The sequence below is a fragment of the Sphingomonas adhaesiva genome (genome assembly GCF_036946125.1).
Taxonomy (GTDB): domain Bacteria; phylum Pseudomonadota; class Alphaproteobacteria; order Sphingomonadales; family Sphingomonadaceae; genus Sphingomonas; species Sphingomonas adhaesiva_A.
The window spans coordinates 1,200,842-1,224,505 of sequence record NZ_JAQIJT010000001.1 but is presented as its reverse complement, the minus strand read 5'-3'; the positions used below and the strand labels follow the sequence as shown (position 1 = coordinate 1,224,505).

General features: G+C 69.4%; 25 protein-coding genes. 11 read left to right on the top strand and 14 right to left on the bottom strand.

Going from position 1 to position 23,664, the window contains the following annotated elements; genetic code table 11:
* The first annotated feature begins 4 nt into the window (after positions 1-4).
* From PGN23_RS05835 to lptG, 6 genes are all read left to right on the top strand, one after another.
* Positions 5-907 carry an NAD-dependent epimerase/dehydratase family protein gene (locus PGN23_RS05835; RefSeq protein ID WP_335301908.1) on the top strand — a complete coding sequence of 301 codons (903 nt, stop codon included), beginning with the start codon at positions 5-7 and terminating at the stop codon, positions 905-907.
* A gap of 43 nt (positions 908-950) precedes the next feature.
* A complete protein-coding gene (locus PGN23_RS05830; RefSeq protein WP_335301906.1) occupies positions 951-1,193 on the top strand; it encodes an acyl carrier protein in 243 nt (80 codons plus the stop codon).
* Between the two features lie 5 nt (positions 1,194-1,198).
* Positions 1,199-2,467: a serine palmitoyltransferase gene (gene spt / locus PGN23_RS05825; protein WP_335301905.1), complete on the top strand. Its 1,269-nt coding sequence runs from the start codon at positions 1,199-1,201 to the stop codon at positions 2,465-2,467.
* Positions 2,468-2,511: 44 nt separating this feature from the next.
* Positions 2,512-4,560, top strand: coding sequence for an ATP-binding protein (locus PGN23_RS05820; protein WP_335301904.1), 2,049 nt, complete (start codon positions 2,512-2,514; stop codon positions 4,558-4,560).
* A gap of 109 nt (positions 4,561-4,669) precedes the next feature.
* Positions 4,670-5,848, top strand: coding sequence for an LptF/LptG family permease (locus PGN23_RS05815; protein ID WP_443019725.1), 1,179 nt, complete (start codon positions 4,670-4,672; stop codon positions 5,846-5,848).
* Entirely contained in the window at positions 5,845-6,939 is a 1,095-nt protein-coding gene (gene lptG, locus PGN23_RS05810) for an LPS export ABC transporter permease LptG (protein WP_335301902.1), read from the top strand. Before PGN23_RS05815 ends, lptG begins: the two co-directional genes overlap by 4 nt.
* 96 nt (positions 6,940-7,035) lie before the next feature.
* Here lptG and PGN23_RS05805 read toward each other — a convergent pair whose 3' ends face one another.
* The gene (locus PGN23_RS05805; protein ID WP_335301901.1) at positions 7,036-8,118 is read right to left on the bottom strand and encodes a fatty acid desaturase family protein; all 1,083 of its coding nucleotides are present in this window, start codon (positions 8,116-8,118) and stop codon (positions 7,036-7,038) included.
* A gap of 119 nt (positions 8,119-8,237) precedes the next feature.
* Here PGN23_RS05805 and PGN23_RS05800 point away from each other — a divergent pair, with 119 nt between their 5' ends.
* The gene (locus PGN23_RS05800) at positions 8,238-9,389 is read left to right on the top strand and encodes an N-acetyltransferase (protein ID WP_443019724.1); all 1,152 of its coding nucleotides are present in this window, start codon (positions 8,238-8,240) and stop codon (positions 9,387-9,389) included.
* A 75-nt stretch (positions 9,390-9,464) separates the two neighbouring features.
* Here PGN23_RS05800 and PGN23_RS05795 read toward each other — a convergent pair whose 3' ends face one another.
* The 7 genes from PGN23_RS05795 to PGN23_RS05765 form a co-directional block, all read right to left on the bottom strand.
* Positions 9,465-9,716 carry a hypothetical protein gene (locus PGN23_RS05795; RefSeq protein ID WP_335301898.1) on the bottom strand — a complete coding sequence of 84 codons (252 nt, stop codon included), beginning with the start codon at positions 9,714-9,716 and terminating at the stop codon, positions 9,465-9,467.
* A gap of 155 nt (positions 9,717-9,871) precedes the next feature.
* Positions 9,872-10,687 (bottom strand): transporter, encoded by an 816-nt coding sequence (locus PGN23_RS05790; RefSeq protein WP_335301896.1) that lies wholly within the window; start codon positions 10,685-10,687, stop codon positions 9,872-9,874.
* On the bottom strand, positions 10,684-11,454 hold the full coding sequence (gene xth / locus PGN23_RS05785) for an exodeoxyribonuclease III (RefSeq protein WP_335301895.1): 771 nt from the start codon (positions 11,452-11,454) through the stop codon (positions 10,684-10,686). Before xth ends, PGN23_RS05790 begins: the two co-directional genes overlap by 4 nt.
* Before the next feature lie 42 nt (positions 11,455-11,496).
* Complete coding sequence (locus tag PGN23_RS05780; protein WP_335301893.1) at positions 11,497-11,835, bottom strand: HesB/IscA family protein; 339 nt, start codon at positions 11,833-11,835, stop codon at positions 11,497-11,499.
* Between the two features lie 253 nt (positions 11,836-12,088).
* Positions 12,089-13,240 carry a M23 family metallopeptidase gene (locus PGN23_RS05775; protein WP_335301876.1) on the bottom strand — a complete coding sequence of 384 codons (1,152 nt, stop codon included), beginning with the start codon at positions 13,238-13,240 and terminating at the stop codon, positions 12,089-12,091.
* Positions 13,241-13,498: 258 nt separating this feature from the next.
* Positions 13,499-13,945: a peroxiredoxin gene (locus PGN23_RS05770; RefSeq protein WP_335301874.1), complete on the bottom strand. Its 447-nt coding sequence runs from the start codon at positions 13,943-13,945 to the stop codon at positions 13,499-13,501.
* Positions 13,924-16,572, bottom strand: a complete 2,649-nt coding sequence (locus tag PGN23_RS05765; protein ID WP_335301873.1) for a bifunctional [glutamine synthetase] adenylyltransferase/[glutamine synthetase]-adenylyl-L-tyrosine phosphorylase — start codon at positions 16,570-16,572, stop codon at positions 13,924-13,926. The genes PGN23_RS05770 and PGN23_RS05765 overlap by 22 nt, the downstream gene beginning before the upstream one ends.
* Positions 16,573-16,611: 39 nt before the next feature.
* Between PGN23_RS05765 and PGN23_RS05760 the strand changes: the two genes are divergently transcribed.
* Positions 16,612-16,785, top strand: a complete 174-nt coding sequence (locus PGN23_RS05760) for a hypothetical protein (protein ID WP_335301871.1) — start codon at positions 16,612-16,614, stop codon at positions 16,783-16,785.
* A 901-nt stretch (positions 16,786-17,686) separates the two neighbouring features.
* On the opposite strand, the gene PGN23_RS05755 is transcribed toward PGN23_RS05760, so the two are convergent.
* The 3 genes from PGN23_RS05755 to PGN23_RS05745 all read right to left on the bottom strand — a co-directional run bounded on the left by PGN23_RS05755 (position 17,687) and on the right by PGN23_RS05745 (position 19,453).
* A complete protein-coding gene (locus tag PGN23_RS05755) occupies positions 17,687-18,325 on the bottom strand; it encodes a sigma-70 family RNA polymerase sigma factor (protein WP_335301869.1) in 639 nt (212 codons plus the stop codon).
* 101 nt (positions 18,326-18,426) lie between these two features.
* Entirely contained in the window at positions 18,427-18,564 is a 138-nt protein-coding gene (locus tag PGN23_RS05750; protein ID WP_335301868.1) for a hypothetical protein, read from the bottom strand.
* A 94-nt stretch (positions 18,565-18,658) separates the two neighbouring features.
* Positions 18,659-19,453 (bottom strand): response regulator, encoded by a 795-nt coding sequence (locus PGN23_RS05745; protein WP_335301867.1) that lies wholly within the window; start codon positions 19,451-19,453, stop codon positions 18,659-18,661.
* 273 nt (positions 19,454-19,726) lie between these two features.
* Here PGN23_RS05745 and PGN23_RS05740 point away from each other — a divergent pair, with 273 nt between their 5' ends.
* The 3 genes from PGN23_RS05740 to PGN23_RS05730 all read left to right on the top strand — a co-directional run bounded on the left by PGN23_RS05740 (position 19,727) and on the right by PGN23_RS05730 (position 21,900).
* Positions 19,727-19,885, top strand: a complete 159-nt coding sequence (locus PGN23_RS05740) for a NepR family anti-sigma factor (protein ID WP_335301866.1) — start codon at positions 19,727-19,729, stop codon at positions 19,883-19,885.
* A 60-nt stretch (positions 19,886-19,945) separates the two neighbouring features.
* Positions 19,946-21,484, top strand: a complete 1,539-nt coding sequence (locus PGN23_RS05735) for a sensor histidine kinase (RefSeq protein ID WP_335301865.1) — start codon at positions 19,946-19,948, stop codon at positions 21,482-21,484.
* 278 nt (positions 21,485-21,762) lie between these two features.
* Positions 21,763-21,900 carry an entericidin A/B family lipoprotein gene (locus tag PGN23_RS05730; RefSeq protein ID WP_335301864.1) on the top strand — a complete coding sequence of 46 codons (138 nt, stop codon included), beginning with the start codon at positions 21,763-21,765 and terminating at the stop codon, positions 21,898-21,900.
* Positions 21,901-22,060: 160 nt separating this feature from the next.
* Here PGN23_RS05730 and tatC read toward each other — a convergent pair whose 3' ends face one another.
* The 3 genes from tatC to PGN23_RS05715 are packed head-to-tail and all read right to left on the bottom strand — an operon-like array spanning position 22,061 to position 23,575.
* The gene (tatC, locus tag PGN23_RS05725; RefSeq protein WP_335301863.1) at positions 22,061-22,834 is read right to left on the bottom strand and encodes a twin-arginine translocase subunit TatC; all 774 of its coding nucleotides are present in this window, start codon (positions 22,832-22,834) and stop codon (positions 22,061-22,063) included.
* Positions 22,835-22,844: 10 nt separating this feature from the next.
* A complete protein-coding gene (gene tatB / locus PGN23_RS05720; protein ID WP_335301862.1) occupies positions 22,845-23,297 on the bottom strand; it encodes a Sec-independent protein translocase protein TatB in 453 nt (150 codons plus the stop codon).
* 29 nt (positions 23,298-23,326) lie between these two features.
* Positions 23,327-23,575: a twin-arginine translocase TatA/TatE family subunit gene (locus tag PGN23_RS05715; protein WP_335301861.1), complete on the bottom strand. Its 249-nt coding sequence runs from the start codon at positions 23,573-23,575 to the stop codon at positions 23,327-23,329.
* Between the last annotated feature and the right edge of the window lie 89 nt (positions 23,576-23,664).

Here is a 23,664-nt window from a genome sequence, read left to right as displayed (position 1 = left end):
CGCGATGATCTGGGCGATCACCGGCGGCACCGGGTTCGTCGGCGGTCGCACGATCGAACGCGCCCTGGCGCGGGGCGACGAGGTCCGCGCCCTCGCCCGCCGACCCCAGCCCGAGCGCGCCGGCGTGACGTGGATCGCCGGTGCGCTGGACGATCCCGCCGCGCTGTCGGAACTGGTCTCCACCGCCGATGCGGTCGTCCATATCGCAGGCGCGGTCAACGCGCCCGACCGCGATGCCTTCGTCGCCGCCAACATCGCCGGCACCGCCGCGGTGGTGGAGGCGGCGCGTGTCTGGGCGGTGCGTCGCTTCGTCCACGTCTCCTCGCTCGCCGCGCGCGAGCCCGCGCTGTCGATCTATGGCTGGTCGAAGGCGGGGGCGGAAGACGTGGTTCGCGCCAGCGATCTCGACTGGACGATCGTCCGCCCGCCCGGCGTCTACGGCCCCGGCGACCTGGAGCAGCGCGACCTGTTCCGCGCCGCGCGCCTGGGCGTGGTGCCGGTACCGCCCGCGGGGCGGCTGTCGGTGATCCACGCCGACGACCTCGCCCGACTGCTCCTCGCGCTCGCCACCGCACCCGGCGACCGGACGATCTACGAGCCCGAGGACGCCGCCGGGCCGCTGAGCTACGCCGACTTCGCCGCCGCCATCGGGCGGGGTGTCGGGCGACGGCGGGCTAGGGCCATCCCCCTCCCCGCCGCGTTGCTGCGCACCGCCGCGCGTGCCGACCGGCTGCTGCGCCGCGGGCATGCCAAGCTCACCGCCGACCGCGTTTCCTACATGCTCCATCCCGACTGGACCGCCGACCCGGCGAAACGGCCGCCGCCCGCGCTATGGACCCCGCAGATCCCGCTCGATACCGGCATGGCGGAGACGGCGCGATGGTATCGTGCCCACGGGTTGCTATAGCGCGGCCCGAGAACCGCCGCATTTGAAGGCCACGACGCACGCCATGACCGACCGCACCGCCATCCTCGACACCGTGATCGCGCAGATCGAACCCTTCAACAAGAAGGGCATCGCCGTCTCCGAGACGACGACCTTCCAGGGCGACCTGGAGTGGGATTCGCTGACCGTGATGGATTTCGTCGCCGCGATCGAGGACGAGTTCGACATCATCATCACGATGAACATGCAGGCCGAGATCGAGACGGTGGGCCAGCTCGCCGATGCCGTCGCCAAGCTGAGGGGCTGACCGTCATGACCGAAGCCGGGCTCGCCGCCGACGCGCTCCCCGCGAATGCCGCCCCCGTGGCGCCGGAGCGCGACCTGTTCTCGAAGTTCGATCCCCTGATCGCGGAGCGCGAGGCGCTGCTGGCGTCGGGCGTGCGCGATCCGTTCGGGATCGTGATGGAGCGCGTGCTGGGCCCGACCACCGCGGTCATCAAGGGGCGCGAGACGATCCTGCTCGGCACCTACAATTACATGGGCATGACGTTCGACGCCGACGTCATCGCCGCCGGGCGCGCGGCGCTGGAGCAGTTCGGCAGCGGCACCAACGGCAGCCGCATGCTCAACGGCACCTTCCGCGACCATGTCGAGGCGGAGGAGGCGCTGAAGGAATTCTACGGCGCGGATTTCGCGATGGTCTTCTCGACCGGCTATCAGGCGAACCTGGGCACGATCTCGACGATCGCGGGGCGCGGCGAATATGTCATCCTCGACGCCGACAGCCATGCCTCGATCTACGACGGCTGCAAGATGGGCGATGCCGAGGTCGTCCGCTTCCGCCACAATTCGGTCGAGGACCTCGACAAGCGGCTCGGCCGGCTGCCGAAGGAACCGGGCAAGCTGGTAGTGCTGGAGGGCGTCTATTCGATGCTCGGCGACATCGCCCCGCTGAAGGAGATGGTCGCGGTCGCCAGGAAGCACGGCGCCATGGTGCTGGTCGACGAGGCGCATTCGATGGGCTTCTTCGGCGAGCATGGCCGCGGCGTGTACGAGGATCAGGGGCTGGTGCTGGGCCGCGACGTCGATTTCGTGATCGGCACCTTCTCGAAATCGGTCGGCACGGTCGGCGGCTTCTGCATCTCCAACCATCCCAAGTTCGAGGCGATGCGGCTGTCGTGCCGCCCCTATATCTTCACCGCCTCGCTGCCGCCGTCGGTCGTCGCCACCGCGGCGACCTCGGTCCGCAAGCTGATGACCGCGCACGAGAAGCGGGCCCGGCTGTGGAGCAACGCGCGGCGCCTGCACGGCGGGCTGAAGCAGCTGGGCTTCCGGCTGGGGACGGACGCACCCGATTCGGCGATCGTCGCGGTGATCCTGGAGGATCAGGAGCAGGCCGTGGTGATGTGGCAGGCGCTGCTGGAGGCGGGGCTGTACGTCAACGTCGCACGCCCCCCGGCGACCCCGGCCGGCATGTTCCTGCTGCGCTGTTCGCTCTGTGCAGAGCACGAGGACGGGCAGCTGGACCGGATCATCGACATGTTTGCCAAAGCGGGGACATACGCCGGCGCCATCGCCTGACGGCCCCCTTCCCGGATCGAAGGCGATTTGTTACAATCGGCGGTGTGAGCGTAGGTTCCCTCGTCGATGAACAACCCCGCAGACGTCTGGCGTCGGCGTGGCGTTCGATCGCGCTGGGCGTGCTGGCGGCGGCGGGCGTCGCCACGCTGGCCGCGATCGTGTTCACGCTGGCGGACGCGGATCGTCAGCGCGACCGCGCGCTGGAGGCGCAGCGACACAGCTACGACGTGATGGTGATGGCGCGTACGCTGCAAGGCGTCATCGCGCGATCGGAGGCGTCGCTCGGCCGGTTCGTCATCTCCGGCGACCAGCAGCAGGGCGCGTTATACTATCAGGACTGGCGGCGCGCCGCCGCGGTGATCGACCGGCTGCAGCAGCTGACGCGCGATAACCGGCACCAGACGTCGCACCTCAGCAACCTGCGCCGCTCCTTCGCCAAGCGCGGCAGCGAATTGTCGGAGACCGCGCTCGCCACCAATTACGGCAAGAACGATCAGGCGCTGTCGCGCTACTGGCAGCTGCGCCGCACCGAATCGCTCGGGCAGATCAACCGCACGCTGAACCTGCTGATCGCGGACGAGCGCCAGCTGCTCGAATATCGCACCTCGCACGCCCTCGCGTCGATCAAGCGGTCGAACACGATCGCCAAGGTGCTGGCGGTGTTCGGCGTGCTGCTGGTGCTGGGCGCGATCGCGATGGGCTGGCTGATGGTGGAGGCGCTGGCGCAGCGCGCGCTGGCGGAGGACATGGCCGACAAGGAGCGCGAGCGCGCCGACGAACTCGCCGCCGCGGTGGAGAAGGCGACGGACGAGCTGCGCGCGCAGGAGGCGCAGCTGCGCCAGGTGCAGAAGATGGAGGCCGTCGGCCAGCTGACCGGCGGCATCGCGCACGATTTCAACAATATGCTGGCGGTGGTGCTGGGCGGGATGGAGCTGGCGCAGCGGCATCTGGCGACCGCGCCGGACGAGGCCGCGCGCCATCTGGAGAGCGCGCATGACGGCGCGCGGCGCGCCGTGGCGCTGACCAGCCGCCTCCTCGCCTTCGCGCGGGAGACCGCGATCAACCCGGAGCCGATCGGCGCTACGTGGTTGTTCGGCGATCTGGGCGACCTGCTGCGGCGGACCCTGGGAACCGGCGTGACCGTCACCTTCCGCGATTCGAGCGGCGGCTGGAAGACGCGCGCGGACCGCGTCCAGCTGGAGAACACGATCGTCAATCTGGCAGTCAATGCACGCGACGCGATGCAGGGGCGCGGCACGCTGACGATCGTCGCCAACCAGACGACATTGGAGGCGGACGAGAGCACCGGCCGCCCGGCGGGCGACTTCCTGACGATCGCGGTCAGCGACACCGGCTGCGGCATCGCGCCCGAGGTGATCGAACGCGTGTTCGAGCCGTTCTTCACCACCAAGCCGGTCGGCAAGGGCACCGGACTGGGACTGAGCCAGACCTTCGCCTTCGCGCGGCAGGTCGGCGGCGACGTGACGATCGCGTCGGTCGTCGGCAGCGGCACCACCGTCACGCTGCTGCTGCCGCGCGATCGGACCGCCGAGCGCCCGCTCGCGCCGCCCGCCCCGGGCGCAGGCGCGGCGCCGGCCCCGGCCCCGGCGCCGGTCCCGCCCCCGTCATCGGCGGCGACCCCCGCGTCACCGGCGGCGCCCGTCGTCCCCATCCTGACGCCTACGGTCGCGGCGGGGCTGTCGATCCTGGTGGTCGAGGACGATACCCGCGTCCTGTCCGCGACGATGGAGGCGCTGACCGAGCTGGGGCATCGGCCCGTCGCGTGCGACGATCCGCTGATGGCGCGCAGCGTGCTGGCGGGCATGGCCGCCATCGATCTCATCATCTCCGACGTGATGATGCCGGTCCTGACCGGGCCTGAGATGATCGCGGCCCTTCCCGAGGACATGGCGCGGGTCCCCGTCCTCTTCGTCACCGGATTCGCCGGCGGCGCGGGCAGCGCGATCGACCTGGGCGGTCGCCCCGTGCTGCGCAAGCCGTTCACGCTGGCGGGGCTGGAGGCCGCCGTATCGCGCGCCGCGGCGGCGGCCCCGTCCGCTCCGCTCGCGCCGGAACAGGTCGCCGCCGAATAGCCGTGCAAATCGGGTGCTGACGCCGGGCGGCGCGGTGCGTATAGCCGGGCGGACCCCTTCCCCCGGCCACAGGCGACGCGCACCCTTCATGCCCTCGATCGACCGTTACATGGCCCGGCTGATCGCGCTGCCGCTGTTCGCCACGCTGCTGATCGCCTCCATGCTGCTGATCCTCGACCGGATCGGCCGCCTGCTCGACTTCGTCGTGACGGAGGGCGGGCCGGTCGCGGTCGTGTGGAAGATGCTGGCCAACCTGCTGCCCGAATATCTGGGGCTGGGCATCCCGATCGGGCTGATGCTGGGCATCCTGCTCGCCTTCCGCCGCCTCGCCACGTCGAGCGAGCTGGACGTGATGCGCGGCGTGGGGATGAGCTACGGCCGGCTGCTGCGCGTGCCATACATGTACGCGATCGTCCTCGCCGCGCTCAACATCGCGATCGTCGGCTATATCCAGCCCAAGGCGCGCTACGCCTACGAGCAATTGCGCTTCGAGCTGCGCACCGGCGCGCTCGGCGCATCGATCAAGGTCGGCGAATTCGCGCATCTGGGCGACAACATGACGCTGCGGATCGAGCGCAGCCAGGAGGGCGGGCGCGCGCTGTCCGGCATCTTCGTCCATGCGCAGACGCCCCAGGGCGACTGGGTCGGCGTCACCGCGGAGCGCGGACAGTTCCTGGCGACCGACGACCCCAATGTCATCATCTTCCGCCTGACGAACGGCACGCTGATCCACAACCGCAAGGACTTCGCGACCCCGCGCACGCTGACCTTCACCGCGCACGACCTGCCGATCAACCTGCCGAAGTTCGAGAGCTTCCGCACCCGCGGCGGCGCGAACCTGGAATATACGCTGCCCGAGCTGGCGACGATCGGCCGCTCCCCGACGGCGAGCCAGGAATTGCGCGATGCCAGCCGCTCCGAATTCCACTTCCGCATGGCGGAGGTCGCGTCGATGTTCCTGCTGCCGATGCTCGCGGTCGCGCTGGGCGTACCCCCGAAGCGCTCGACCTCGGCGCTGGGCGTGTTCCTGTCGATCGTGATCGTCGTCACCTATCACAAGATCAACCAATATGCCGCGTCGCTGGGCGAGTTGGGAACGGTCGATCCGCTGATCGCGCTGTGGGTGCCGTTCGCGGTCTTCGCGGGGATCACGCTGTGGATGTACCACACGATCGCGCATGTCCCCGGCGGCCAGCCGATCGGCGCGCTGGAGCGCTTCTTCGGCAAGGCCTGGGCGCTCCTGATCCGCTATCTGCCCGGACGCCGCGCGCGGGAGGCACGCGCATGACCAGCTTCTTCCCGTCGCGCACCGTCGCGCTCTACATGGCGCGGCTGTTCCTGACGCGCACGTTCGGCATCCTGGCCGGGCTTGTGCTGGTGCTCCAGACGCTCGACCTGTTGAGCGAAAGCGGGCGCATCCTCGCCACCGCGGGCAACGGCGATGCGGAGATCTGGCGCTACGTCTCGCTGCGCGTGCCGCAGATCATCTCCACCTTCCTGCCCTTCTCGGTCCTGCTGGGTACGATCCTGACGCTCATCACGATGAACGCCAACAGCGAGATCATCGCGCTGAAGGCGGGCGGCCTGTCCGCGCATCAGGTGCTGGCGCCGCTCGTCACCGCCAGCCTGGGGGTCGCGCTCCTGACCTTCGCGTTCAACGACCGCATCGTCTCGCGCGCCACCGCGAACCTGAGCGCGTGGCAGAAGGTGAACTACGGCCCCCTGCCCGTCGATCGCGGCGACCGGACCAACGTGTGGGTGCGCGCGGGCGACGACCTGATTCAGGCGGACCGCATCGCCGGGCGCGGCAATGCGGCGCAATTGGGCGGCGTCACCGTGTACGAGCGTAACGCGGACGGCGGCCTGCGGGGGCTGATCGCGGCGCCGCAGGGCGTGCGCGACGGCGACGGCTGGCGCATCTGGCCCGCCAAGCGCTTCGACGTGGCGTCGGGCGCGGTGACGCGGATGGGCGCGACGATCGTCGGCCGCGGCGTGACGCCCGATCAGTTCACGCTGTCGAGCGTCGATGGCGAGGCCTTGTCCTTCGCCGGGCTGCGCGAGGCGATCGGCGACCTGTCGGAGGCCGGACGCCCGACCAAGGCGCTGGAGGGCGTGCTGTGGCACAAGCTGTCCGGCCCGCTGTCGTCGGTGCTGATGCCGCTGCTGGGCGCGGTCGCCGCCTTCGGCATCGCGCGGTCGGGCGCGCTGTTCGTCCGCGCGGTGATCGGGATGGGGCTGGGCTTCGCCTATTTCGTCGCCGACAAGTTCGCGCTGTCGATGGGCAATCTGGGCGCCTACCCGCCGTTCCTCGCCGCCTGGGCGCCGTTCCTGCTGTTCCTGCTGATCGGCGAGGCGGTGCTGCTCAGGACCGAGGAATAGTGCTCCTGCGCCCGCAGGGGCCCAGGGCCAGGGATGCGGACGATCGCTGTTTCGCGTGGCCCCGAATTCCGGCCTCCGCCGGAACTCGGTGACCGCTTACCGCCGCCCCATCGTCGATCGCCCGATCTTCCATACCAGCCCCGGCAGCCCGGCATAGTTCGCCTTGTAATAGGGCGAGGCCGGCTCCAGCACCCCCGACAGACGGCGGTGCGCCTCCGCCAGCGCGTGATAGGGCACGCCCGGCAGCAGATGGTGCAGCGCATGATAGCGCAGCCCGATCGGCGCCCACACCACCGGCAGCAGCGCCGGCGGCGGCACGTTGACCGAATCGAGATATTGCGCGGTGACGGTCATCACCTCGCCCTCGTTCTCCCACAGATGCGCCACGAGCGTGCGCACCTGGTTGATGAGCGCGACGCCGGACCCCACCGCGAGGAAGACGAGGAACGCCTTCAGCGGCAGCACGCCGGTCGCGGTCGCCGCCAGCAGCGCGATCGCCCACAGGCTGGTCGCTACCTCCATCACCGTCCAGCGGCGCTTTTCGTCGCCCTCGGGCATGCGGCGGCGGAACGACGGGTTGATCGACAGCGCCGAATAGCGCGCCACCACCGTCTGACGCAGCCGCGGCGACAGCCACGACAGCGGCGACAGGATCGCGAACCGGATCAGCAATCCGACAGGCGCCAGCATCGACACGATGATGAAGACCGGCAGCGTCCACGGCTTCATCAGCGCGAGCGGCAGATATTCGGGATCCTCCGACGTGCCGTAGCGGGTGCGTGCGTGGTGCAGGTTATGCACGCCCTCGTACATGAACGACGGGATCATCATCGGCACGCCGATCAGCGCGTTCCACCCGGTGCGGAAACCCGGCAGGGCCGCGTGCTTCACATGCGTCAGTTCGTGGATCATGCTCATGCCGCGATACAGCGCCAGCACCGACACGATCCCGGCCACCACCGCCCAGACCGGCGAGGCGAGCGTCACCGCCGCCGCCAGCGCGCCATAGCCCACCACCGAGGAGGCGATCAGGTCGGCCCAATAGATGCCGGGACGCGGATGGACCAGGTCGCGGGTCAGCTCCGCCGCCGCCTTCAGCATGGCGCGATCGTCGGCGATCCGCGGGCGCGGCGCCGCCGGGGCTGCCGCCTCGCGATCGAGGGTCATCGTGGTCGTCATGGCATTTTCCATTGCCGGTACATAGTGGCGAGACGGTGACGATCACAGGTCCGCGCCGCCTTGATGCAGCGCAAAAGCTCGCTCGCCATGATCGATTGTAACGTTTAATGGCCGACGTCATGACCGCGCTGACCATCACCCCCGTCACCACCAGGGCCGATCGCAAGGCCTTCGTCGACCTGCCCTTCCGCCTCTATCGCGACGATCCCCATTGGGTGCCGCCGCTCAAGGGAGAGGCGCTGGGCCTCATCACGCCGGAGAAGAACGGCTGGTACAGCCATGCCGAGGCGCAGCTGTTCCTGGCGCATCGCGACGGCCGGGTCGTCGGGCGAATCTCCGCGCATATCGACACGCTGGCGCTGACGATGCCCGCGGCGCAGGGGTTCGGCCCGGGCGTCGGGCAATGGGGGCTGATGGAGGCGGAGGACGAGCAGGTCTTCGCCGCGCTGCTCGCGCAGGCGGAGGACTGGCTACGCGGCAAGGGAATGACCCGCGCGCTCGGCCCGATCTCGCAGTCGATCTGGGAGGAGCCGGGCCTGCTGATCCAGGGTTACGACCATCCCCCCACGGTGATGATGGGCCATGCCCGGCCGGAATATCGCGGCTGGATCGAGCGTGCGGGCTATCTGCCGGTCAAGCAGCTCCAGACCTACGAACTGGACATCACGCAGGAATTTCCCCCGCTGGTGAAGCGGATCATCCGCTCCGGCGAGAAGAACCCCAGCATCGTCGTCCGCGAGGTCGACAAGCGCAAGTTCGAGGAGGAGGCGGCGATCATCCTCTCGATCCTCAACGATGCCTGGTCCGACAATTGGGGCTTCGTGCCGCTGACCCCGCCCGAGATCAAGGATGTCGGGGTCAAGCTGAAACCGATCGTCTTCAACGACCTGATCCGTATCGCCGAGCTCGACGGGCGTCCGGTCGCCTTCATGATTACCCTTCCCGACCTGAACGAGGCGATCGCGCCGCTGAACGGGCATCTGCTCCCGTTCGGCTGGGCCAGGCTGTTGTGGTGGCTGCGCAAGCCCCGGGTGCGGACGATGCGCGTGCCCCTGATGGGCGTGGTGAAGGACCTGCAATCGTCGCGGCTGGCGAGCCAGCTGGCCTTCATGCTGATCGAGGCGATCCGGCGGGCGTCGGTGGCGAACTACGGTGCCTCACGCGGCGAGATCGGCTGGATCCTGGACGACAACCAGGGGATGAACTCGATCGCCACCGCGATCGAAAGCCGCGTCAACAAGGTGTACCAGATCTACGAACGCACGCTGTAGTCCGTCGTCGCGGCGAACGCGGGGCGGCACCGGCCGCATCGGCCGGTGCCATGAGGTGACCCCCCTCATCCCGCGTCACAGGTTCGCGGGAACGGTGACGCCGACGGCCTTCCAGTCGGAACGGGTGCGGCAGCTGCGCTTCGTGATGCGCGTGCCGGTGCTTTCCAGCTCGTAGCAATAGAGCGTCTTCGCGTCGCGCTTCGCGGGGGTGGCAGCGACCTTCTCGACCTGCGCATCGGCGGCGGGCTTCGCGACGATCGGCTCGGCGCTCGCGGCCGAGACGGCGAACAGGCTGGACAGCGCGGCGGTGATGACAATGGCCTTCATGATGCTTCTCCCTCGTCCCATCGTCGGGACACGGGATGCATTGCAGGCCGCGTGCCAGTTTATCTTATCGTTGATTCACAATGCCTTAGTGCTAAACTTGCAGCCGTGTTAGCAAGGCAATACACCAACTAGCGGCGTGCCGCGCCAACTTTCGGTCAGAATCCCACCGCCCCGCCCAGCACCAGCCGCAGGTCAGGCGCGTCATGGTTCAACCCGGCCACCGCCAGCACGTCCAGCTGCGTGTGTGCGCCCGGCTGCCACGCCAGCGAGGCCGCTCCCAGCATCGGCGTGGTGACCCCCGCGGGATCGTCGTCGCGCTCGACCGAAAACTCCGCGACCGCGGTCAGCGACCCGGTCAGCGCATAGCCGAGCCCGACCACGCCGCTGACGTCGACGTGACGGCCGTGACGGTCCTGATCGGCCTGCGCCGCCAGCTGGCCGGTGAAATCGACCGACCATGTGTCGTCGATCGCATAGGCCACCGGCACCACCACGCCCGCCGACCAGTCGCCCGCGCCGATCGCCCCGCCGCCGACCGGCAGCGTGACATAGGGCTGGAGCGCGCTCGACAGGCCCTTGCCGTCCGGACCGCTCAGCGCCTGCCGGACGCCCAGCGTGACATCGCCGACACCGTTCTGCCGCGTCACCGCGCCGCTCGTCCGGTCGCGCATCCGCACGCCCCCCAGCGCGGTCCAGCCCAGCTGAAGCTCGGTCGCCGGCCCCACGCCGAAGCGCGCCACGATGTCGCCTGCCAGCATCGTATCGGTCCGCGTCTCGCCATCGTCGCCGCGCTCCCAGTCGAGGCTCGACATCTCGATCTGGACCTGTCCCGGCAGGGTCGTGCACCCGCTCGCCCCCAGCGACGGACGATTGGGGCAGAAGCGGATCGGGTCATCCCCTTGCGCGGCCGCGATCATCGGGACCATCGCCCCCACGGCGCCCAGCAGCAGCAGGAGCGGGCGCCAGGTCATCGCAGCGTCACCCACGTCGGGGCATGATCGCTGGCCTTCTCGCGCCCGCGATAGTCCTTGTCCACACCCGCCTCCGCCAGCCGGTCCGCCACCGCGGGGCTCAGCAGCAGGTGATCGATGCGGAACCCCGCATCGCGCTGCCACGCGCCCGCCTGATAGTCCCAGAAGGTCCACACGCCGCCGCGCGGATGTCGCGTGCGCAGCGCGTCGGTCCAGCCCTGTGCCACCAGCGCGCGATAGCCGGCGCGGCTTTCCGGCTGCATCAGCGCGTCGGACGCCATCGCCTTGACCGAGAAGACGTCGTCGTCGTTCGGTATCACGTTATAGTCGCCCGCCAGGATCGCCGGGACTTCCGCCGCCAGCAATTCCAGCGCGCGCGCGCGCAGCCGGTCGATCCAGCGCAGCTTGTAGTCGAACTTCGGCCCCGGCTGCGGATTGCCGTTCGGCAGATAGATCGACGCGACCGTCAGCCCGAAGACCTCGCATTCCAGATAGCGACTATGCTCGTCCTCCGGCTCCCCGGTCAGTCCGCGCTGGCGCTCGACCGGGTCGGCACCTTTGGCCAGCACCGCGACGCCGTTGAACCCCTTCTGCCCATGCCACACCGCGCCGTAACCGGCCGCGCGGATGTCCGCCTCGGGGAAGGTCTCGTCGCTGGACTTCAGCTCCTGCAGACACACCACGTCGGGCTGCTGCTCGGCAAGATATTCGATCAGCCGCGGCAGCCGCGCCTTGATGCCGTTGACGTTGTAGGTGACGATCTTCATCCGCCCGCATCTAGTCGCAATGGCGGGCGTCGGGAATGGTCCTCAGACCGAGAAGCTGGTCCCGCAGCCGCAACCGCTGGCGGCGACGGGATTGTCCACCTTGAACGACGCACCGCCCAGCGATTCGACGTAATCGACGCTCGCCCCGCGCACGAGGTCCAGGCTGACGTCGTCGACCACCAGCCGCACGCCATCCGTTTCCGCCACGATGTCGCCCGCCTCCGGCGCGTCGGCGAAGCCGAACCTGTACTGGAACCCAGAGCACCCGCCGCCCTCGACCGACAGTCGCAGGATCGCGGGCTTGCCCTGCTTCGCCGCAATCGCCGCCACGCGCGCGGCGGCGGAGGGGGTCAGGATGATATCGGGTGCGAGCGTAGCCATGACGGGGAGATAGGGTGTCCGGCAGGTCAGGGGAAGACGGGTTCACGCGAAGACGCCAAGCCGCGAAGGGGGTCGGTTCGCGCAAAGCACGCAGAGGACGCAACGACGTCCCTGTTCGCGCGTCCATCGCGACACCCTATCGTTCGGCAGACAGATTGCTTTCGCTGACGCGAGACGTCCCAACGAACGCCACCACTCTGCGTCCTCTGCGTGCTCTGCGCGAACCCGGAATCTTCGCCTGGTCGCGATAAAATCAGTCCTGCGGCGCCGGCCCCGTCGTCGACACCGGGATCTGCCCCACGGCGCGATCCTGCGCCGCCATCAGGTAATCGGCGGTGGTCAGGAACGGCACCGGGTTCACCGCATGGCCGTCGATCCGCACCTCGTAATGCAGGTGCGGCCCGGTCGAGCGCCCGGTCGAACCCATCAGCGCGATCAGCTGCCCGCGCTTCACGCGGGTGTTGTCGCCGACCACGATCTTCGACAGATGGCCGTAGCGGGTCGCGATGCCCTTCCCGTGGTTGATCTCGACCATATTGCCATAGCCGCCCTGCCGCCCGGCGTGGCTGACGATGCCGTCGGCGGTCGCGTAGATCGGGGTGCCGGTCGGGCCGGGAATATCGACCCCCGCATGCATCGCCGCGGTGCCGCGAAACGGGTCGGAACGGATCCCGAAATTGCTGGTGAACTGCAGCTTCTGCACCGGCTGCACGCTGGGGATGGCGATCACGCCCTGCTCCAGCCGGTCGAGCTTCTTCCAGGTGTTGAACAGCGAACGGAACTGCTGGTCCGCCGCCATGTCGGCGCGCGCCTCGACGCTGGTCGCCTCGATCAGCGGGCCGCCCATCGCGCTCGCACCCGCCCGGGCGATGCGCGTCGGCGAAATGCCCAGCTGGCGGATCTGCTTCGTGGTCTTCGCATAGCGCTCGACCAGCTGCCGCTCCGCGACCTCCGCCAGTTGCGCCTGGCGCTGCTCGATGCTCAGGAACGGGCGAATCGTCTCGGCGGCGACGCGGGTCGCCTGCGGGTCGATCGACAAGGTGGCGAGCGCCAGCTCCTTCGCCTCGCCCTGCCCCGTCAGCGCGGCGGCGAGGAGCGACTGGCGCTGCTCGATCCGCCTGGCATGCAATGTCGCGGCGTCGCGGATCGTCGCGACCTTCGCCTGCATCCGCGCGACCTTGCCCTCCATCTGCGCCAGCCGCTGCGCCGTCTCGGTCGGCTCGACCCGGCCGGCGGCCTGCGCCGCGCCGTAGCCGGCGAAGCCCAGCAGCATCGCGCCGCCCGCCGCCAGCGCGCCATGCGCCACGCCGTTCAGGCGGATGCGGCGGCCATTGTGGACGATCAGCGTGCGGCTGCGGCGGCGGTCGGACGGGCGCGCTGCCGGCGTGGAGGAAGAAAGGTTCATCGGACCCCAGGAAGATCAGGATTGCAGCCGCCGGATCACGCCCGATGGCCCCCATTTCTGCGAACACGACCGCGAGACACCCCCATCCCTTGAGATGGCCCCGTGGACAGGCGCCGATGTGCCGGGAGAAAGGTTAACGGGGCAAGAGCATTCGCCCCGGCGCGCGTCGAACCGCCACCGACGCGGGCTGAGTCGTTGAATCGCCGATGAACGAAGGCGCCGAACCCGCGCGAATCCGCACGGTACAGCGTTGTCGGACTATCGTCCGCGCGCCGCCTCCAGCACCGCCTCGGCATGGCCCGGCACCTTCACCTTGCGCCATTCGCGCACCAGCCGGCCGTCCCCGTCGAACAGGAACGTCGCGCGCTCGATCCCCATGTAGGTCTTGCCGTAGAGCTGCTTCTCGCCCCACACCCCGAACGCCTCGGTCACGCTGCCGTCCAGGTCGCTCGCCAGCGGCACCGTCAGATCGTGCTTCGCCACGAACTTCCGATGCCTGGCGACGGTGTCGCGCGACACGCCCAATACGCTCACGCCCGCCGCGGCGAACGCATCGGCCTGCGCGGAGAAATCCTGCGCCTCGCGGGTGCAGCCGGGCGTGTCGTCCTTGGGATAGAAATAGACGACCAGCGGGCGCGGCAGGTCGGCCAGCCGCAACGGCTGCCCGTCGACGCCGGTCGCGGTCACGTCGGGGAGGGTGTCCATGTCGCGCTCTCCTGCCAGAAATCCGCGACCGTCTTGCGCACCGCGTCCAGCCTGGCAAGCACCATCGGCCAGTCGTCCAGCCCCAGCGCGCGCGCGATCAGCGCCCGCGTCGCCGCCGCCGCCGGCTCGCCCGCATCGGGCGCCACCAGCCGCACCGTCACCAGCAGCCGCGTCAGCAGGTCGTGCGCCGCGCGCAGGGCCGGTGGACAGGCCCCCGCCGCCGCCAGCGCATCGATCGCGCGCGCCAGGTCGGGGTCGAACGCGATGCGCCGCGTCAATTGCGCGGTGTGGACCGCGAACTCCAGGTCGACCAGCCCGCCCGGCAGCAGCTTCGCGTCGAGCGCCCCCTGCGGTGGCTTGTGCCGCGCCATCTCGGCGCGCATCGCCTGCGCATCGGCGGCGACGTCACGCGGCGGGCGGGCGCCCTCCAGCACCTCGGCGACGATCGCCACCACCCCGGCGCGCGCTGCGGTCGAACCGTGAATCGGTCGCGCGCGGGTCAGCGCCATATGCTCCCACGTCCACGCCTCCTCGCGCTGATACCGTGCGAAGCTGTCGAGCGTGACGACCAGCGGCCCCTGCGCACCGCTCGGCCGCAGCCGCGTGTCGATCGCATAGAGCGGCCCCGCCGCCGTGGGCACCGACAGCGCCGCGGTCACCCGCTGCGCCAGCCGCGTGAAGTACAGCGTCGCGCCGAGCGGGCGTGCGCCATCCGATTCGGCCGAGAAATCGCCGGTGAAGAGATAGATGAGATCGAGGTCGGAGGCGTGGGTCAGCGCGGCCCCGCCCATCCGCCCGAGCGCCAGGATGACCAGCTCTCCGCCCGGCACGTTACCATGCGCACGCGCGAACTCCGCCGTCGCCGCGCTGGCCAGCGTCTCGACCGCCGCCTCCGCCACCCGCGCATAGCCGCCCGCCACCGCCAGCGGATCGGCCGCGCCCGCCACGATCTGCACGCCCAGCGCGAATCTCTTGTCGCCCACCACCCGGCGGACATGCTCCAGCAGCGCCTGGTAATCCGCGCCGCGTTCGGTGCGGCGCATCTCCGCCGCCAGCTCCTCGACCGTCCCCACCGGGGCCAGCGCGCTCGCGTCGATCAACCCGTCGAGCAGATCGGGGCGCCGCGCCAGCTCCTCCGCCAGGGTCGGTGCATGGCTCAGCACCGCCGCCAGCAGCGCGGCCAGCGCCGGGCGCGCCTCCAGCAGACGGAAGATGTTGATCGCGCTCGGCAATCGCTCCAGCAGCCGGTCGAGCCGGTTGAGCGCCACCAGCGGCACCGGCGCCTGCGCCAGTGCCTCGATCAGTCCGGGCAGCACCGCCTCCAGCGCGCTCTGCGCCGCCGCGCTGCGCAGTGACGGATAGCGCCCCTCGCGCCACGTCGCGACCCGCTTCACCGCCTCGTCGGTCTCGGCGAACCCCGCCGTCCCCAGCCGTTCGGCCAGCCGGTCGCCGTGACGCGGCAGCGCGGGTGTCTCGGCAGGCGCGAGCCGGTCGAAGATCGCGGCGACGCGCGCGACATGGGGCGCCAGCAGGGCGAGCAGCGCCGCCCCGTCGGCCACGCCGTGCAGCCGCGCGACATGGTCCAGCGCCTCTGCGTCGGGCAGCGTGTGCGTCTGGCGATCGTCGATCATCTGGACGCGGTGCTCGATCGTCCGCAGCAGCGTATAGGCCTGCGCCAGCGCCTGCGCCTCTGCGGGCTCGATCCGCCCCGCCGCCGCCAGCGCGGCCAGCGCGTCGCGCGTCGCCGGCGCGCGTAACGCGGCGTCGCGCCCGCCGTGGATCAGCTGGTGGATCTGCGCGAAGAACTCGACCTCGCGAATGCCCCCGCGCCCGCGCTTCAGGTCGAAGCCAGGGCCGAACGCCTGCCCCTGCGCGTGGTGGTCGCGGATGCGGCGCGTGATGTCCAGGATCTCGCCCACCGCCCCGAAGTCGAGGCTACGGCGCCAGATGAAGGGGCGGATCGTATCCAGGAAGCGCTGCCCCAGCGCCATGTCCCCCGCCGCCGCCCGCGCACGGATGAAGGCGGCGCGCTCCCACGGCAGCGCCTGCGATTCGTAATAAGCGATCGCCGCATCGACCGGGATCGCGATCGGGGTGATCTCCGGCGACGGGCGCAGCCGCAGGTCGACGCGCACCACATAACCGTCGCCGTCGCGCGCATGCAGCAGTTCCAGCACCCGCCGCCCGATGCGCACCGCGGCATCGGCCACCTCCTCGCGCGCGCGATGCGGCAGCGTCGCGGGATCGTAGAGGAAGATGGGGTCGATATCCGACGAATAGTTGAGCTCGTGACTGCCCTGCTTCCCGAGCGCGATCGCGGCGAAACCCCGCGGTTCGGCACCGGGCACCCGCTCGCGGATCGCCTCGGCGATGGCGGCGTCCAGCGCGTGGTCGGCAAAGTCGGAGAGCCGCCGCGTCACCGCGGTCAGGTCGAGCGTCCCCGACAGATCGCCGAGCGCGACCTCGAGCGCGAGGCGCCGCCGCTCCAGCCGCAGTCGCCGCCCGACGGGCAGGTCCCCCGCGTCCAGCGCCGCCGCGGTCGCCTCTTCCCGCGCCATCAGCCCGGCGAGGAACGGCGCGTGCCGGCCCGCGCGCCTGCGTGCATGGTCGATGGGCAGAACGGTCATGAAGGCGAAACCTAATATCCGATCGCTCGTTCACGCAACATGGTACGTCCGCACCCCTCCCCTGCTACCAGCACGTACGGCAGCTATGTCGTACGGGAGACGCGTCGGGGCGACGTTCTCGGCACCTCGCTCAAGGCCGCATACGACCGCGACCGGCCGCTGCCGTCGGATATGGCGCAGATGCTGGCGCTTCTGGCGCACGTCGGGCGCTGATCGGAAGGTCGAAGCGCATAGGCTCCGACAACCGTGGTCGACGGTCGTTGGCCGCCAGATGGTGGAACCGAGGTTCAATTATTCACCATCACCCCGGGGCTTGACCGACGCCTCTGCGAACGTCGTTTATCGCCCGATAATTTCGCCGTCCCCCGGCGAAAGCAGGACCTTTGCAAAAGGCTCCCCCGTGCTCCTGCGCAGGCAGGAGCCCAGGGTTGCGGGTCCCATAAGGCGTTGTTCTGCCTGGCCCTGGGCTCCTGCCTGCGCAGGAGCACGGCGTGGGCTCGATGCCGTTGCGCCCGTTTGGCAAAGGTCCCGCGAAAGCCGGGGTCCAGTTGGCGTGGCTTTTCCGTCTGTTATCGCCGTTCCCCAGCTCGGCCCCGGCGAAAGCGGGACCTTTGCAAAAGACTCCCCCGTGCTCCTGCGCAGGCAGGAGCCCAGGGTTGCAGATCCCATAAGGCGTTGATGTGCTGGGCCCTGGGCTCCTGCCTCCGCAGGAGCACGGCATGGGCTCGATGCCGTTGCGCCCGTTTGGCAAAGGTCCCGCGAAAGCCAGGGTCCAGTTGGCGTGGCTTTTCCGTCTGTTATCACCGTCCCCCAGCTGGGCCCCGGCCTTCGCCGGGGAACAGGGAACTGAGTTTCGCAGAGGACTCGGCTTGACCCGGTATCCCGCTTCTTTCGCACGGTAGCCGAAGAGAAGCGGGATACCGGGTCAAGGCTCTCCCGAGCGAAGTCGAAGGGCTCGGGATGACGGTGCCTATGGGCGGCATTTCGAATTCGAATGACCAGGTCGTTCTGGAAGAGGCGGCAAGAATGTAGGCCCGAAACGGCAGGCTTCAATCAGCCCCCGCAGGAAAGCCCCGACCTCGACGCATCGAACGAACACCCACCCGCGACCGGATCACCGATCGCGGCTGAGTTCGTCCACCTCGTTCATGATCGAATCGAGCGTCGAGCGTTCCGCGTCGACCTCGTGGTCGCGGCGTGACGACAGCGCGCCGTCGGTCATCAGCGCCTCCAGCGCGACCCGCCCGCGCGCCACGCGGCTCTTGATCGTACCGACCGCCACGCCGCAGATATCCGCCGCTTCCTCATAGGCGAAACCACCCGCTCCGACGAGGATCAGCGCCTCGCGCTGCGGCTGCGGCAGGTGCATCAGCGCCCGCTGCATGTCCGCCAGCTCGACGTGCTTGTCCTGGCTCGCCGGTGCCGCGAGCACGCGGTCGGCGACCAGATCGTCCCACTCGCCCTTGAACCGTGCCCGGCGCATCTGGCTGAGGAACAGGTTGCGCAGGATGATGAACGTCCAAGCCCGCATGTTGGTGCCGGCCTGGAAGCGCTTGCGCGCCGCCCACGCCTTCAGCAGCGTTTCCTGCACCAGATCGTCGGCCAGATCGCGGTTGCCCGACAGCGAGCGGCCGAACGCGCGCAGATGCGGGATGACGAGCGCCAGCTGCTTCTTGAACTCGGGATCGGAAAGCGAAACGTGCTCCACCGGCGCGGGCGGCGCATCGTCTGCGTCCGTGTGACTGTGGGTCATGCCGCTCCGTGATGGTGACGCCGCCCCGACGGGTTCGGCATTAGAAAGCGCAAGATAGGTATCGTCGGCCGGGTTGGCCAGTGCAAGCGGCGCCATGTGCGTCAGGACAGCAGGATCGCAGCGAAGATGACGATCACCAGCAGGAGCGATGCGCCCAGTATCCAGCGCACGCGCCCGTTCGTGGTGGCGGCGCGCGCCTCGTTGGTGTCCAGATGGATGCGGTCGTTGCTGTCTGCCATGATCCTACAACCCCGTTGAACCGTTTTGGGTCCGTACCGAACGTACGGACCCGCCACGTTGTTGCCGCCGTGCGCGGGCGCAGGTCGCCGTGCGTCAGGCGGGGACCGTGCTTTCGTCGAAGAACAGCGCCTGGCTGATCGCGGCCTTCACCGTGGAGCGCTGGAACGGCTTGGTGATGAGGAAGGTGGGCTCGGGCCGCTCGCCCGTCAGCAGCCGCTCCGGGAAGGCGGTGATGAAGATCACCGGCACGTTGAACTCGGCCAGGATGTCCTTCACCGCGTCGATGCCGGAACTGTCGTCGGCCAGCTGGATATCGGCCAGCACCAGGCCGGGGCGGTCCTCCATTGCCAGCGCCACCGCTTCGTCGCGGGTCACCGCCACGCCGGTCACCTCATGGCCCAGGTCGCGCACGATCGACTCGATATCCATCGCGATGATCGGCTCGTCCTCGATGATGAGGACGCGCGCACGGGTCTGCTTCTCGATCTCCGACAGCGCCTCGGCGACCAGCGCGTCCACCTCGGCGGCGTCGACCTCGATCAGATAGGCCGCATCCTCGGGCGTGAAGCCCTCCATCGCGGTCAGCAGCAGCGCCTGACGCGACAGCGGCGTCATCCGCGACAGCCGCGCACGCGCCACCGCCTCCTGCTCCTCGGCCGGCTCGTCCTGCGCGACCTCGTCGTAATTGGCGGAGTTCCAGATCGCCTGGAACGTCCGGTACAGGCCCAGCCGGGGATCGACGTCGCGCGGAAATTCCTGCGGTGCGGCGACGATCGCCTCCAGCGTGGCACGAACGTAGCGGTCGCCCTGCGCCTGGCTGCCCGTCAGCGCACGGCCGTAGCGGCGCAGGAACGGAAGGTGTGGCGCGAGTTGTTGTCCGAGCGACATGTGTAGAAAGCCCTCCCTGCGGCCGTCGGCACCTGTGCGCGCGACCGCCGAATCTTCACGAACGTGGACCAATACGCGGCCGTGGCAAGGTGCCTCCCCCCGGTCGGCGATTTTCGTCGCACAGGTCGGGAACCAACGAAGCCATATTTGGTTTCATCGGCCAAGCGCGCGTTGGCGTGCAAGGCAGCACTGGAGATCTCCCAGCGTGTTCCACCCGGTCCCTCGCGGCCACCGGACTGGGCTGTCTTGGGCAGGACACTCGGGGGGAAAGCGTTGACGTCGGACAAGAAAGCGCCGGACAAGCCCAAAAAGGCCGCCGTCGCACAGTCGAAGAACCGGGATATGGGATCGGCGCTGCGTTCCGTGTATCAGAAGACCGTGGAGGAAGCGGTTCCCGACGACCTGCTCTCGCTGCTCGGCAAGCTCGACTGATCGCGGGTGACCGCCTCCCCTGCCACTGACGCGCCCGCTTCCGCCGCGGTGCGTCCGGGCATGTTCGCGCGCTGGCCGACCGGCGCCAAGCTCTTCCTCATCCTCAGCATCGCGCTGCTGCCGCTGGCGCTGATCGCGATCTTCGCCACGCTGCGCGTGACGCAGATCGCGGATACCGAACTGCGCTCGCACCTTCGCGTCGCGGCGGCGGAGTCCACCCGCGCCATCGCGATCGAGCTGGTCGGCGACATGACCGCGCTGCGCGTAGCGGTCGACGCGCTGCAGGCCGACAAGGGCGACGCGCCCAGCTGCGCCCGCGCGCAGGGCGTGTTCGCGCAGCAATCCGCCGCGGGCACCGGCTTCGTCATCCTCGACCGGCGCGGGCGTCCCATCTGCGGCGAGCCCTTCCCCGGTGCCGCCGCCTTCGCCCGCCAGTCGGACCCGACCGCGCTCAGCGCCAAGATCGTCGACAATCGCGGGCTGATGCTTCGGATCGCGGGTCGCAGCAACCGCGTCACCGCCGCCGCGTGGTTCCCGGCGCCGTTCCTCGCGCAGATCAGCCGCCCGAGCGGGTTCGCGCCCGATTACGGTGCCGCGCTCACGCTGGGCGACGACCGGCTGACGCTCGACCCGCTGGAGCGCGAGAGTGCGCTGGAGCGGCGCGAGAGCGTCCGCAACGCGCTGGGCATCAACGGGCTGATGCTGGAGATGCAGGTGCGCAGCGCACCGATCGGCTCCCCGCTGCTCATCGCGCTCGTCCTGCCGCTGCTGATGTGGGCGGCGGCCGCCGCGATCAGCTGGTTCGTGGTCGATCGGCTGCTGATCGCCCCGCTGCGCGCGCTGCGCGGCAGCATCGCGGCCTATTCGCCGGGCGACCAGCCCGACCCGGCGATGCTGCGCGCGCTGCCCGCACAGGAGATCCGCGAGCTGGGCGACACGTTCCGCGCGCTCAGCCGCACCGTCGCCATCCACGAGGCCGGGCTGGCCGAGGGGCTGGTGCGCCAGACCAAGCTGACGCGCGAGGTGCACCACCGCGTCAAGAACAACCTCCAGGTCATCGCCAGCCTCATCAACTTCCACGCCCGCGGCGCGCGCAGTGCGGAGGCGACGCAGGCCTATGCCTCGATCCAGCGCCGGGTCGACGCGCTCGCGGTCGTCCACCGCTACCATTATGCGGAGATGGAGGAGAATCGCGGCGTGGGCCTGCGCGCCGTGCTGGGCGAGCTCGCCTCCAGCATCCGCGCCACCGCGCCGGAGGGGACGCGCGTCGCGATCGTGCTCGACGTCGATCCCTTCTATGTAACGCAGGACGTCGCGGTGGCGGTCGCCTTCTTGGTGACCGAACTGATCGAACTCGCGATGGTCGGCACGCCCGAGGTCCAGCTGCGGCTATCGCTCAAGCCGGCCAATGAAGAGATGCGCGCGGTCCTGCGCCTGTCGTCGCGTGCGCTGGTCGACGACGATCCGCTGCGCGACCGCCTGCAGCATCGCTACGGCCGTGTGATCGAGGGGCTGAGCCGCCAGCTGCGCTCGACGCTCCAGCACGATCCGCTGACCGGCGCCTACGAGATCGCGATCGCGGTGACGGGCGTCGAATAAAAACGCGCGTCCGGCAAAAATAATCGGGAACCGCCGGAACCCCCAACCGACCGCCTCGTTATGACCTTCGGATAGCGACCTTATGCCCCCCCGCTCTCGCTATCCAACAACACAGGCCCGGAAGCGTCACCCTCCCCCCCCCGGTGACGCTTCCGGGCCTATACTTTTGCGCGACGTCCAGCGGCACTGCGGCGCACCTCCCCTCCGATCCATTCCATCAATGGAACGATTGCCCGTCATCGGCATTGTGCGTTCGTCCTTTCTTGGGAGTAGACACGATGCGTAAGGTTGTGACGATGGCCATCCTGGCGAGCGCGGTGCTGGTTTCGGCGTGCAACACCGTGGCGGGCGCGGGCAAGGACGTGTCCTCCGCCGGTCGCGCGGTCACCAACACCGCGGAAGACGTGAAGAAGTAAGCGTCCCGCCCTCACCGGGATGCGAGGAAGGCGGTCCGCAAGGACCGCCTTTTTTCGCGCCCGTGATCCGTCGGTGGCGGGCGTAGCGAAGCGATCGGGGGTCGGACCGGGGTGCCCCGGACGGCTTCGACATGCCGGCTGGGCGACCTGGCCCGCCCCGCTACTCCGGCGTGGTCGTCGCTTCCTTCGCGCGGCGGCGTTCGGTAAACCAGATGCCGATGATCGCCAGCTCGTAGAGGATGGTGAGCGGGATCGCGAGCAGCAGCTGCGACCCCACGTCCGGCGGCGTCAGCACCGCCGCGATCGCGAACGCACCGACGATGGCATAGCGCCGCGCCCCGATCAGCTGCCGGCGGGTCACGATCCCGGCGCGCTCCAGCAGCATCAGCAGCACCGGCAGCAGGAACGCCGCGCCGAAGCCGAACAGGAACTGCATCACGAAGCTTAGGTAGTTGCCGATCGCCGGCAGCGCCTGCTGCTGCACCCCGCCGATCATCCCGGAATAGCCGAGCAGGAAGTGCAGCGCCATCGGGATGGCGATGTAATAGGCCATCGCCGCGCCGGTCAGGAACAGCACCGGGGTCGCCAGCAGGAACGGCAGCAGCGCGCGCTTTTCCTTGCGGTACAGCCCCGGGGCCACGAACTGCCACAGCTGGTTGGCGATCACCGGAAACGCCAGCATCATCGCGGAGAAGAACGCGACCTTGATCTGGACGAAGAACGCCTCGAACAGCTGGGTATAGATGACGGTCTTCTGCCCGGCATGCAGCAACGGCTGGACCAGGAAGGCGAAGATGTCCTCCGCGAAATAATAGCAGACCGCAAAGGCGAGCCCGACCGCGACGATGCAGAACAGCAGCCGGCGGCGCAGCTCCAGCAGATGGTCGAGCAGCGGCGCGCGGCTGTCGTCGAGTTCGTCGGCCATGTCGGTCATGCCGCTACCTTCACGACGGGGCCTTGTCCGTCGCGACGGGCGCGGTGGGATGTTCGGCGGGCGCGACGGGTGCGGTCGGATGCTCGGCCGGCGCGACGACGGGCTTCTCGACCATCACCGGGCGCGACACCTCGTGCCCGTCGGGCTGATCGGCGGACATGCCGGCACCGTCACGCGGCGCGTCGGGCGCGGGCAGCGCGGCCGGTTCGGGCGGCGGCGACGGTATGAACGGATGCTCGCGCATGATCCGCTCGTTTTCCGCCTTCCACTTCTTCTCCATTTCCTCCAGCTCGGCCTCGCGCACCATCTCGTCGAAGCCGGCGCGGAACTGCCGCCCGACCGCGCGGGCGCGGCCGACCCAATAGCCGACGACGCGCATCGCCTTGGGCAGGTCCTTGGGACCGATCACCACCAGCGCGACGAACGCGACCAGCAGCAGCTCGGACGGAGCGATATCGAACATTCAGCGCGCGCCGTGACGGACGGAAGGGGTCAGCGACGATCCTCGCGCACGCGATCGGCGTCACGGTCGCGGTCGTAGGCCGGCTCGGCCGAGGACTGCGCCTCGATCCGCGGGCGCGGGCGCGCCGGCACGTCGTCCTCGTCCTCCGCCATGCCCTTCTTGAAGTTCTTCACGCCCTTGGCGACGTCGCCCATCAGATTGGAGAAGCGCCCGCCACCCAGCAGCAGGATCGCGACCACCGCGAGGATGAGGATATGCGGAAGGCTGAAGCTGCCCATGACACGAAAACTCCTGGTGTTCGTCATATCTAGGGCACGCACCGGCAAACGGCAACGTCCGTCACCGCGCGCTCGCCCCCCGACGATCC

Coding starts and splice junctions, on each gene's coding strand:
- PGN23_RS05835 (WP_335301908.1), top strand. CDS start 5: ATGATCTGGGCGATCACCGGCGGCACCGGGTTCGTCGGCGGTCGCACG.
- PGN23_RS05830 (WP_335301906.1), top strand. CDS start 951: ATGACCGACCGCACCGCCATCCTCGACACCGTGATCGCGCAGATCGAA.
- spt (WP_335301905.1), top strand. CDS start 1,199: ATGACCGAAGCCGGGCTCGCCGCCGACGCGCTCCCCGCGAATGCCGCC.
- PGN23_RS05815 (WP_443019725.1), top strand. CDS start 4,670: ATGGCCCGGCTGATCGCGCTGCCGCTGTTCGCCACGCTGCTGATCGCC.
- lptG (WP_335301902.1), top strand. CDS start 5,845: ATGACCAGCTTCTTCCCGTCGCGCACCGTCGCGCTCTACATGGCGCGG.
- PGN23_RS05805 (WP_335301901.1), bottom strand. CDS start 8,118: ATGACGACCACGATGACCCTCGATCGCGAGGCGGCAGCCCCGGCGGCG.
- PGN23_RS05800 (WP_443019724.1), top strand. CDS start 8,238: ATGACCGCGCTGACCATCACCCCCGTCACCACCAGGGCCGATCGCAAG.
- PGN23_RS05795 (WP_335301898.1), bottom strand. CDS start 9,716: ATGAAGGCCATTGTCATCACCGCCGCGCTGTCCAGCCTGTTCGCCGTC.
- PGN23_RS05790 (WP_335301896.1), bottom strand. CDS start 10,687: ATGACCTGGCGCCCGCTCCTGCTGCTGCTGGGCGCCGTGGGGGCGATG.
- xth (WP_335301895.1), bottom strand. CDS start 11,454: ATGAAGATCGTCACCTACAACGTCAACGGCATCAAGGCGCGGCTGCCG.
- PGN23_RS05780 (WP_335301893.1), bottom strand. CDS start 11,835: ATGGCTACGCTCGCACCCGATATCATCCTGACCCCCTCCGCCGCCGCG.
- PGN23_RS05775 (WP_335301876.1), bottom strand. CDS start 13,240: ATGAACCTTTCTTCCTCCACGCCGGCAGCGCGCCCGTCCGACCGCCGC.
- PGN23_RS05770 (WP_335301874.1), bottom strand. CDS start 13,945: ATGGACACCCTCCCCGACGTGACCGCGACCGGCGTCGACGGGCAGCCG.
- PGN23_RS05765 (WP_335301873.1), bottom strand. CDS start 16,572: ATGACCGTTCTGCCCATCGACCATGCACGCAGGCGCGCGGGCCGGCAC.
- PGN23_RS05760 (WP_335301871.1), top strand. CDS start 16,612: ATGGTACGTCCGCACCCCTCCCCTGCTACCAGCACGTACGGCAGCTAT.
- PGN23_RS05755 (WP_335301869.1), bottom strand. CDS start 18,325: ATGACCCACAGTCACACGGACGCAGACGATGCGCCGCCCGCGCCGGTG.
- PGN23_RS05750 (WP_335301868.1), bottom strand. CDS start 18,564: ATGGCAGACAGCAACGACCGCATCCATCTGGACACCAACGAGGCGCGC.
- PGN23_RS05745 (WP_335301867.1), bottom strand. CDS start 19,453: ATGTCGCTCGGACAACAACTCGCGCCACACCTTCCGTTCCTGCGCCGC.
- PGN23_RS05735 (WP_335301865.1), top strand. CDS start 19,946: ATGTTCGCGCGCTGGCCGACCGGCGCCAAGCTCTTCCTCATCCTCAGC.
- PGN23_RS05730 (WP_335301864.1), top strand. CDS start 21,763: ATGCGTAAGGTTGTGACGATGGCCATCCTGGCGAGCGCGGTGCTGGTT.
- tatC (WP_335301863.1), bottom strand. CDS start 22,834: ATGACCGACATGGCCGACGAACTCGACGACAGCCGCGCGCCGCTGCTC.
- tatB (WP_335301862.1), bottom strand. CDS start 23,297: ATGTTCGATATCGCTCCGTCCGAGCTGCTGCTGGTCGCGTTCGTCGCG.
- PGN23_RS05715 (WP_335301861.1), bottom strand. CDS start 23,575: ATGGGCAGCTTCAGCCTTCCGCATATCCTCATCCTCGCGGTGGTCGCG.